The organism is Acidithiobacillus albertensis (assembly GCF_001931655.1).
GTDB lineage: Bacteria > Pseudomonadota > Gammaproteobacteria > Acidithiobacillales > Acidithiobacillaceae > Acidithiobacillus > Acidithiobacillus thiooxidans.
Genome location: NZ_MOAD01000076.1, coordinates 1 through 1,379 on the forward strand (window position 1 = coordinate 1; position 1,379 = coordinate 1,379).

Genomic DNA, 1,379 nt, shown 5'->3' on the forward strand with positions numbered 1-1,379 from the left:
GATGGGCGTCAGGCGGTCGTGCGTAATGGGCATCTGCCGGAGCGCGAGATCATGACCGCTCTGGGTCCGGTACCCGTCAAAGTACCCAAGGTGCGGGACCGCTCAGGATCGGGGATCAAATTCAATTCGGTACTGGCGCCTCCGTATGTATGCAAATCACGAACGGTAGCCACTACAGTCTTGCGATTGCCTTGCAAGCTGTACCCTAATTCCTTGAGCAGAATGCCCACAGAAACATGGCTGATGCGGTGCCCCTGTTCGCCCAGTTCCCGTGCCAATTGCTTGAGGCTCTTGCAAGTCCAGCGCAGCGGTGACTGGGGATCACCGCGTGCCGCAGGATCCACCAAACCCTCCAAGGCCACCAGCAAGTCCGGATCGCGATCCACCAGCCTTTTTCTCCCGCCACCCGATCGACGAACTCGGCCTTGCGGGAGCCTGTTCTCCGGATCCTTGAGCTCTTTGAGACCCGCCATGATGGACCCCCGCGCGACTCCGGTGGCCTCACTCACCCGCTTGACACCGCCATGACCCAGCACCTTCGCTTCTACTGCCGCATATAGCCGTCTCTACCGCTCATCCAGTATCCCTTCGAGCGCTTGGTGTCGAGCGGCTATCAGTGCGTCTGCTTCCATGCCGCAAGACTATACCCGCTATATAGTGAGTACAATTTATTTATGAATACTTAGTATGCCCGTAATATGAAAAATCATCGAAATATGGCCTTAAAAAACGCTGCTTACTACAAAATAAAAGGGGAGATGCCCTGAATCCTGATTTTTGGGGCTGACATTCGTCATGAAAGCCAGTTTTTCGAACTGCCCCAAATAGATTTCAACTTCTCAACGCACAAAAGTGACGCACAGCTCTCCAAATTTAGGCATTTATAGCACCAAAAAAGTGCAGCACCCTCATTTTATGGTAAAAATCGATCGTAAAATTTCAATTCGTACATAAATAAGTTAAATTACTCATTATGTTACATAAATATCGTAGATTGGCATAATATTTGCTGTTCGGATCTGTTGCAATAACATGACATAAACTTACCAATGGAGTCCTCCATGAAACAATCTTTGCGTTCTCGACTTCTTCTTACAGGATTACTTTCTGCAACCATCGCATCCGCAGGGTATGCTCATGCATCTGGTTTTTCCATTCCAGCGCCTTTGAAAATCGACGCTGGCCCCATTGGCAAAGTCAACGTGCAGGGGGTCGTATCCGGTATGGGGTTTTTGCAAAGCAACCCTTCTGGTTCAGGGCTAAATGGCAAAAATGCCGGAGCAGATATTACCAGCGGCTTAATCAATATAAGCAAATCAACCGGGTTGATCCAATTCAACTTAACAGCTGGTGCCTATAACTTTCCATCTTTAGGTGAA

General features: G+C 49.3%; 3 pseudogenes. 2 read left to right on the forward strand and 1 reads right to left on the reverse strand.

The features are described from left to right. Nucleotides 1-168 (forward strand): annotated as a pseudogene (locus tag BLW97_RS19275) (IS256 family transposase); the annotation flags it as partial. A 5-nt stretch (nt 169-173) separates the two neighbouring features. Here the strand turns inward: BLW97_RS19275 and BLW97_RS18015 are convergent. After that, nucleotides 174-632, reverse strand: a pseudogene (locus tag BLW97_RS18015) (ISAzo13-like element transposase-related protein); the annotation flags it as partial. 429 nt (nt 633-1,061) lie between these two features. Between BLW97_RS18015 and BLW97_RS18020 the strand changes: the two are divergent. Next, nucleotides 1,062-1,379 (forward strand): annotated as a pseudogene (locus tag BLW97_RS18020) (porin); the annotation flags it as partial.